A 7,813-nucleotide genomic window follows, 5' to 3' on the forward strand; every position below is an offset into this window, starting at 1 on the left:
GTGGCCGTGGCGGTCGTAGGCGATGCCGCCGACGTCGGCGAATTCCAGTTCGAACTTCAGGTCCAGGACCTTCAGCACCTTGACCGCCTCGTCGACGATCTCCGTCCCGATGCCGTCACCGGGGAGGACTGCGATTTTCATTTGTGTGCTTTCGGGGGCGTTCAAGTCAAAAGCCTTAACGCAAAAGCCGCAAAAGTGACGCGAAAGCCGCGAAAGAAATCATGAAGTTCTTTTGCGGTTTTTGCGCTACTTTTGCGGCTTCTGCGTTAAATGGCTGTTCTCACAGCGTATGCGCCAGCCAGGGCTTGGTCGCCAGGCGCTCGGCTTCATAGGACTTGATCTTGTCGGCGTGGCGCAGGGTCAGGCCGATGTCGTCGAAGCCGTTCATGAGGCAGTAGCGGCGGAAGGGCTGGACGTCGAAGGCGATCTCCTCGCCCTGCGGCTTGACGATCACCTGGCGCTCCAGGTCCACCGTCAGCTCGTAGCCGGGGAAGGCGAAGACCTCGTCGAACAGCTTGGCCACGGTGGATTCGGGCAGCACGATCGGCAGCAGGCCGTTCTTGAAGCTGTTGTTGAAGAAGATGTCGGCGAAGCTGGGCGCGATCAGGGCGCGGAAGCCGTACTGCTGCAGGGCCCAGGGCGCGTGCTCGCGCGAGGAGCCGCAGCCGAAGTTGCGGCGCGCGAGCAGCACGCTGGCATTGCGGTAGCGCGGCTGGTTCAGCACGAAGTCCGGGTTGGGCTTGCGGCTGGCGGGGTCCTGCCCCGGCTCGCCGTGGTCCAGGTAGCGCCACTCGTCGAACAGGTTGGGGCCGAAGCCGGTCTTGCGGATCGACTTCAGGAACTGCTTGGGGATGATCGCGTCCGTATCGACGTTCTCGCGGTCGATGGGGGCGACGATGCCTTTGTGGACGGTGAATTTTTCCATGGGGGATCCTGGTCTTTCTCCCTCCCCCTCTGGGGGAGGGCAGGGGTGGGATGCACGGCGCGGAATGAAGGCCCGAGTGCCCTCACCCCGACCCTCTCCCAGAGGGAGAGGGAGAAATTCATTTCTTCTTCGCCGCGTCCTCGATCTTCTCGCCCGCCTTCTGGATGTCCTGCCCCATGCCCCGCATCGTGTTGCAGCCGGCGAGCACGAAGGCGGCGGCGAGCAGGGTGGCAATGGCTTTCAGCATGGCGAGACTCCTCTGTCGTGGTTGTTGATCAGGCGAACTGGCGCACGTCGACGAAATGCCCGTGCACGGCGGCGGCAGCGGCCATCGCGGGGCTCACGAGGTGCGTGCGGCCGCCGGCGCCCTGGCGGCCCTCGAAATTGCGGTTGCTCGTGGAGGCGCAGCGCTCGCCCGGCTCCAGCCGGTCGGCGTTCATCGCCAGGCACATGGAGCAGCCGGGCTCGCGCCACTCGAATCCGGCGGCCTTGAAGATCTGGTCCAGGCCTTCGCGCTCGGCCTGCTCCTTCACCACGCCGGAGCCGGGCACCACCATTGCGAGCTTCACGTTGGCGGCCACCTTGCGACCGAGCTTCTTCACCACGGCGGCGGCTTCGCGCATGTCCTCGATGCGGCTGTTGGTGCAGGAGCCGATGAACACCTTGTCGATGGTGATGTCGTCGATCGGCTTGCCGGGTTGCAGCGCCATGTACTGCAACGCGCGCTCCATGGCGTTGCGCTTGTTCGGATCCTTTTCCTTGTCCGGGTCCGGCACGCGCGCGTCGATGGAGGTCACCATCTCGGGCGAGGTGCCCCAGGTCACCTGCGGCACGATCTGCGAAGCGTCGAGCTTCACCACGGTGTCGAACTTCGCGTCGGCGTCGGAGTGCAGCGTGCGCCAGTAGGCCACGGCCTGCTCCCACTCCACGCCGGTGGGCGCGAGCGGCTTGCCCTTGACGTACTCGATGGTCTTCTCGTCCACCGCCACCATGCCGGCGCGCGCGCCGGCCTCGATGGCCATGTTGCACACCGTCATGCGGCCTTCCATCGACAGCGAGCGGATCGCCGAACCGGCGAACTCGATGGTGTAGCCGGTGCCGCCGGCCGTGCCGATCCTGCCGATGATGGCCAGCACGATGTCCTTGGCCGTCACGCCGGGGGCGAGCTGGCCGTCCACCTGCACCAGCATGTTCTTCGCCTTCTTGGCCAGCAGCGTCTGGGTGGCCAGCACGTGCTCCACCTCCGAAGTGCCGATGCCGTGCGCCAGCGCACCGAAGGCGCCGTGGGTGGAGGTGTGCGAGTCGCCGCAGACGACCGTCATGCCCGGCAGCGTCGCGCCTTCCTCCGGCCCGATCACGTGCACGATGCCCTGGCGCTTGGACAGGAAGGGGAAGTAGGCTGCGGCGCCGAACTCCGCGATGTTCTTGTCCAGCGTGGTGACCTGCTCCTTGGAGATCGGGTCGGTGATGCCGTCGTAGCCGCGCTCCCAGCCGGTGGTGGGCGTGTTGTGGTCCGCGGTGGCTACCACGGAGCTGATGCGCCACACCTTGCGCCCGGCCTCGCGCAGGCCCTCGAAGGCCTGCGGGCTGGTCACTTCGTGCACCAGGTGGCGGTCGATGTAGAGGACGGCGGTGCCGTCTTCCTCGGTGTGGACGACGTGCTCGTCCCAGATCTTGTCGTACAGCGTGCGTCCCATGGGGGCTTTCCTTTGGCGTGAAATTCTATGCGGCGAGGCTGGCCGGCTCGGCGGCGCGCGCGCGCAGGTGGTCGACCAGCAGGCGCGCCGTGAGGGGCAGGGTGGAGAAGTCGCGGGCGACCAGGCGGATGTCGCGCGTGGCCCAGGCGTCGGCCAGGCGCACGCACTCCAGGTCGCCCACGCCGTGCATCAGCGTGAAGGCGCGGCGCGGCATCACGCCGACGCCCAGGCCGTTGTGGATCATGCGGCACATGGCATCCAGGCCCGTGACGTGGATGCGCAGGCGGATCGTGCGGCCCGCGGCCGCCGCCGCCTCGCGCATCGCGAGATAGATCGAGCTGTTGGAGTGCAGGCCGACGTGGTCGAGATCGAGCGTGTCCTCGAAGGCGACCGATGCGCGCCGCGCCAGCGCGTGGCCGCGCGGCACGATCAGCACCAGCTCGTCGCGCCGGTAAGGCAGGGTCTGCAGTTCGTGCGCCGCGACGGCGCCGACGTTGCAGATGCCCAGGTCCGCCGCGCCCTCCTGCACCGCGCGCATCACCTCGGTGGAGAGGTGCTCCTCGAGGTCGATCTTCACCTGCGGATGCTCGCGGCTGAAGGCGCCCAGGTCCTCCGGCAGGAACTGAACGATCGCGGAGATGTTGGCGTGGATGCGCACGTGGCCCTTGACGCCCTCGGCGTACTCGGAGAGTTCGGCCTGCATCTTCTCCAGGCTGAACAACACCGAGCGGGCGTGGTGCAGCAGGCTCTCGCCGGCCGGCGTGAGCTTCACGCCGCGCGTGTGGCGATAGAGCAGCGGCGTCTCCAGCGTCGCCTCCAGGTCCGACAGGCGCTTGCTCACCGCCGAGGCGGCGATGAACTCGCGCTCGGCGGCGCGCCCGATCGAGCCGAGCTCACACACCGCCACGAACAGTTGCAGCGAGGTGAGGTCGATCCGGCGGGCGAAGGAGCGTTCGGTGGGGCGCATGCGGCGGGTCCGGCCATCGCGGCGGGCGATGGCGAAGCGCCATTTTCCCCGCAATGAAGCGTCTCCGCCATCGCGATCCGCGATGACCCTCTTAGCCGTAAAGGACCCGCGCGAGGTCCCGGGTGAAGGCGATCGCCGCACGGCAGAAGGCCTCCACCCGCCTGGCGAGGACGTCCCCCGCCTCGCCGGCGCGCAGCGCCTGCTCCAGCTCCGCCGCCCGTTCGGCCACCGGCACCGCCCCGAGGGTGGCCGCCGCGCCCTTGCAGTTGTGCATCAGGCGCTCGGCGTCGACGCGGTCGCCGCGCTCCAGGAACTCGCGCAGCCGCTCCTCGCAGTCGCGGTAGGACTCCAGGAAGATGCCCAGCATCTGCAGGTAGAAGCCGGCGTCGGGGCCGGGCGTGAACTCCAGCCCCCGGGCCACGTCCAGCCCGGGCACGCCGGCGAGCGGGGCCAGCCGCGGATCGAGCGCCACCGCCTCGGGAGGCTGGGAGGCGGCCGCTGGCTCCGCCGTGTCCGTGGCGGCCGGCAGCCAGGCCGCCACCACCCGGTACAGCTCCTGCGGATGGATCGGCTTGCTCAGGAAGTCGTTCATGCCGGCGGCCAGGCAGCGCTCGCGGTCGCCGGCCATGGCGTTGGCCGTCATGGCCACGATCGGCACGTCCTGCCCCAGCGCGCGGATGCGCTCGGTGGCGGTCAGGCCGTCCATCACGGGCATCTGCATGTCCATCAGCACCAGGTCGAAGCGCTGGTCGCGCACCCGCTGCACGGCGAGCTCGCCGTTGTCCGCGATGGCCACCGTGACGCCGGCGGCCTGCAGCAGCTCGCTGGCCACTTGCTGGTTGACGGCGTTGTCCTCCACCAGCAGCACGCGGGCGCCCTGCAGCTGCGGCGGCGCCGCGAGCCCGGGCGCGCGCGGCGGCGGCGGCGCGGCCCCCGGCTCGCCCTCCGGCGCCACCTCCAGCCAGGCGGTGAACCAGAAGGTGCTGCCTTCGCCGAGTCGGCTTTCCACGCCCACCTTGCCGCCCATCATTTCCGCCAGGCTGCGCGAGATCGCCAGGCCCAGGCCCGTGCCGCCGTACTTGCGCGTGGTGGAGCGGTCGGCCTGCTCGAACTGCTGGAACACGCGCTTCGCCTGTTCCGGCGAGAGGCCCACGCCGGTGTCGCGCACGGCAAAGCGCAGCAGCACGCGCTGGCCCTCGCGCCGGGAAAGCGCGATCCGCAGCGCCACCTCGCCGCGCTCGGTGAACTTGATCGCGTTGTCCAGGTAGTTGATCAGGACCTGCCGCACCCGCAGCGCGTCGCCGGCGAGCTGCCGCGGGACTTCCGGGTCGACCTCGACGACCAGCGCCAGTCCCCGCGCCTGCGCCTTTTCCGCCACCACGCCGGAGACCTGCTGCAGCACGGCGTCGAGCGCGAAGGCCTCGCGTTCCAGCACCAGCTTGCCGGCCTCGATCTTGGACAGGTCGAGGATGTCGTCGACGACGCCCGCCAGGTGCTCGCCCGCGGCCTGCACCTTGCCCAGGTAGTCGCGCTGGCGCGATGTCAGCCCGGTGGCGAGCGCCAGGTGCGTCATGCCCAGGATCGCGTTGATCGGCGTGCGGATCTCGTGGCTCATGTTGGCCAGGAAGGCGGTCTTGAGCTCGGTGGCTTCCTCGGCCAGCGCGTGGGCGCGGCGCAGCTCCTCCTCCGCCTCGCGCCGGCGGGTCACGTCGCGCCCGAGCGCCACCACGCCGATCGGCGTGCCTTCCTCGTCGCGCATCGGGCTGCGCACGAACTCCAGCCGCACGCGCCGGCCGTCGGGGTAGTCGAACCAGGCTTCGGTGGTGCTGCCCTGGTTGCGAATGAGCACCTGCGCGTCCTCCTCGCGTTCGCGCTGCGCCACCGCGGCGGGCAGCACCTCTTCGACCGTGCGCCCCGCAATCGCTTCCGCGGGCATGCCCGCCAGTCCCGCATAGGCCTCGTTGCAGCCCAGGAAAGTGCCGTCGGCGTCGCGGTAGGCGATCAGGTCGGGGCTGGAGGCGATCACGGCCTGCAGCAGGCCTTGCTGGCGTTGCAGCTCGTCGCGCGCGCGGTTGCTGCGCCGCAGCTGCGTGCGCACGTTCAGCGCCAGCACCGAGACGATCAGCACGCAAAGGCCCAGCGTGAGCAGCAGCGACACGAGCATCGCGGCGCGGTCGTCGGCCAGGGTGGACTTGCGCCCTTCGAGCGCGTCCTTCAGCGCGTGCTCGATCCGGCCGCCGGCCTGCAGTGCCGGCCCGGCGGCGCCGGCGTAGAGGGAGCGTTCCAGCTGGCCGAACAGCCTCGTTTCCTCGCCCTCGGCGATGCTGCGGCGCAGGGCCTCCAGCGCGCCGCTGCACGCCTCCACCGGCCGCGAGCGCAGGCAGGTGCGCAGCTCCGCCAGCTCCAGGCGGGCCTGCTGGATCCGGTCCATGTCGCGCGCCGCGGCGGCGAAGCGCACGTTGGAGCGGTAGGTGAGGCTGGTGGAGGCGAGCAGCACCAGCACCATCGCCCAGAAGAAGGCGCTGGCCGCCCGCTCGCCGCGGCGCGAGCGGGGCCGCAGCCGGCGCCGCGCGAGGCGCTCTTGCACGACGAGACCGATCCCGAGCAGCGTGAGCACGACGGCCGTTGCGAGGCCCACGGGCGGCAGCAGGCTCTCGCCTGGCGCTTCGCCCGCGTTCCACAGGTGAACGAGGGTCGAGAGGGCGCCGATCGCGATCACCTGCGCGGCGCACAGCAGCACGAGCCAGCCGGTGCGCTGGCGCTGCAGCAGCGCGATGCCGGGCCCCAGCAGCACGAAGGCCCAGGCGGTATAGGGCGACATGCGGCCCGGGGCCACGGTCGCGACGCGGACGGTGTCGCGGAACAGGCGTTCGTCGATGCCGAGGTCGATGCCCGCCAGGTACTCGAACAGGGTGGCGGCGCCCAGTGCGCCGACGAGGCAGGCGATGCCGGCCGCCGCCGTCGCCCCGTGCCGGCCGTGGATCTGCAGCCACAGCGCCAGGCCGGCGGCGATCAGGGCCAGGGCGGAATTGGGCTTCACGGGGATGGTGCCCGGCACGATGCTCTTGAACGCATCGACGTCGAAGAGCCACCCCAGGAGGGTCACTGCACCAGTGGCGATCGCCACCCAGGCGGCGGCCAGTGCCAAGCCGCTGCGGGCGGGCGCCCCGGAAACTTCATGCATTGAGGCTAAGGGAATTGCTTAAAGCAAGCCGGGCACGATACGCGACGGCGGGGTTGCCGTCCAGTTGGGACGTCAGGCTGGCTTGTGTTTTGGGGGCGCGCCGATGCAGCATCGGCAGCCATGAAGCGCCTCGCGTGGGGTATCGCCCTCGGTTTCGTGGCCTGCTGCACGGCGGCGCAGGAGCGCCGCAACGTGTTCGACGATCCGTTCCTGCAGGCGACCGCGGCCTTGCCGGGGTGCCCGGTGCCGCAGCCGCCCGGCTACACCGAGCAGGAGGTCCGCGAGGAAGCGCACGTGCGGGCCCAGCACGGCACCAGCTGCTACCGCTCCGGGCGCTGCCGGCTGCCGAACTCGTATCTCTACGACAAGGAGATCGTCCCGCGCGTGCAGCAGTACATCCGGCAGGATGGCCGTTTCTCCGACACCACGGTCTGGGTGCTGGGCCAGCGGCGCATCGTCACGCTCATGGGGTGCGTGAAGACCGCGGCGCAGAAAGAGGAACTGGAACGCGCCGTGCTGCTGGTGGACGACGTGATGGGGGTGGTGAACCGGGTGATGGTCGGCACCGCGGGCAAGCCGCCCTACACGGTGGTGGGGCGCTGAGGAGGACGCCTGCCTCCTCACCGACCCTCCTGAGGCGGCCCCTCAGTCCCGCAGCGCCAGCATCCGGTTCGTGCGCAGCGCGAGCAGCGTGCACACCGCCCCGGAGAGCAGGTACAGGCTCACCGCCACCGGCCCGAAGCGCACCGACAGGGCCAGCGCCACCAGCGGGGCGAAGGCGGCGCCGATCAGCCAGGCGAGGTCGGCGGTCAGGGCGGCGCCGACGTAGCGCAAGGCCGGCAGGAAGTTGGAGGTGACCGATCCCGCCGATTGCCCGTAGGAGAGCCCCAGCAGCGCGAAGCCGACCAGGATGAACACGTCCTCGCCGGCGGCACCGCCATCCAGCAGCCAGGGGGTGGCCAGGCTGAAGAGCGCGATGGCGCCGGCCAGCATGCCCAGGGTGCGGCGGCGGCCGATGCGGTCGGCGATCAGGCCGGACA

The 7,813-nt window shown here is 70.2% G+C and carries 7 protein-coding genes and 1 pseudogene; 1 reads left to right on the plus strand and 7 read right to left on the minus strand.

Annotated features, from left to right (window positions below; all coding sequences use genetic code 11):
- From VFM98_RS02050 to VFM98_RS02075, 6 genes are all read right to left on the minus strand, one after another.
- Nucleotides 1-141: isocitrate/isopropylmalate family dehydrogenase (locus VFM98_RS02050; protein WP_325108230.1), on the minus strand; the 141-nt coding region annotated here is incomplete at its 3' end.
- Nucleotides 142-280: 139 nt separating this feature from the next.
- Nucleotides 281-925: a 3-isopropylmalate dehydratase small subunit gene (gene leuD / locus VFM98_RS02055; protein ID WP_325108223.1), complete on the minus strand. Its 645-nt coding sequence runs from the start codon at nucleotides 923-925 to the stop codon at nucleotides 281-283.
- 118 nt (nucleotides 926-1,043) lie between these two features.
- Nucleotides 1,044-1,172 (minus strand): entericidin A/B family lipoprotein, encoded by a 129-nt coding sequence (locus VFM98_RS02060; protein ID WP_325108224.1) that lies wholly within the window; start codon nucleotides 1,170-1,172, stop codon nucleotides 1,044-1,046.
- A 28-nt stretch (nucleotides 1,173-1,200) separates the two neighbouring features.
- On the minus strand, nucleotides 1,201-2,622 hold the full coding sequence (gene leuC, locus VFM98_RS02065) for a 3-isopropylmalate dehydratase large subunit (protein ID WP_325108225.1): 1,422 nt from the start codon (nucleotides 2,620-2,622) through the stop codon (nucleotides 1,201-1,203).
- Between the two features lie 25 nt (nucleotides 2,623-2,647).
- Nucleotides 2,648-3,589, minus strand: coding sequence for a LysR family transcriptional regulator (locus VFM98_RS02070; RefSeq protein WP_325108227.1), 942 nt, complete (start codon nucleotides 3,587-3,589; stop codon nucleotides 2,648-2,650).
- Nucleotides 3,590-3,680: 91 nt separating this feature from the next.
- Entirely contained in the window at nucleotides 3,681-6,773 is a 3,093-nt protein-coding gene (locus VFM98_RS02075; protein ID WP_325108228.1) for a hybrid sensor histidine kinase/response regulator, read from the minus strand.
- A 120-nt stretch (nucleotides 6,774-6,893) separates the two neighbouring features.
- Between VFM98_RS02075 and VFM98_RS02080 the strand changes: the two genes are divergently transcribed.
- The gene (locus tag VFM98_RS02080) at nucleotides 6,894-7,376 is read left to right on the plus strand and encodes a BON domain-containing protein (protein ID WP_325108229.1); all 483 of its coding nucleotides are present in this window, start codon (nucleotides 6,894-6,896) and stop codon (nucleotides 7,374-7,376) included.
- A gap of 42 nt (nucleotides 7,377-7,418) precedes the next feature.
- Here the strand turns inward: VFM98_RS02080 and VFM98_RS02085 are convergent.
- Nucleotides 7,419-7,813 (minus strand): annotated as a pseudogene (locus tag VFM98_RS02085) (MFS transporter); the annotation flags it as partial.

This window comes from Ramlibacter sp. (assembly GCF_035706265.1).
Taxonomy (GTDB): domain Bacteria; phylum Pseudomonadota; class Gammaproteobacteria; order Burkholderiales; family Burkholderiaceae_C; genus Ramlibacter.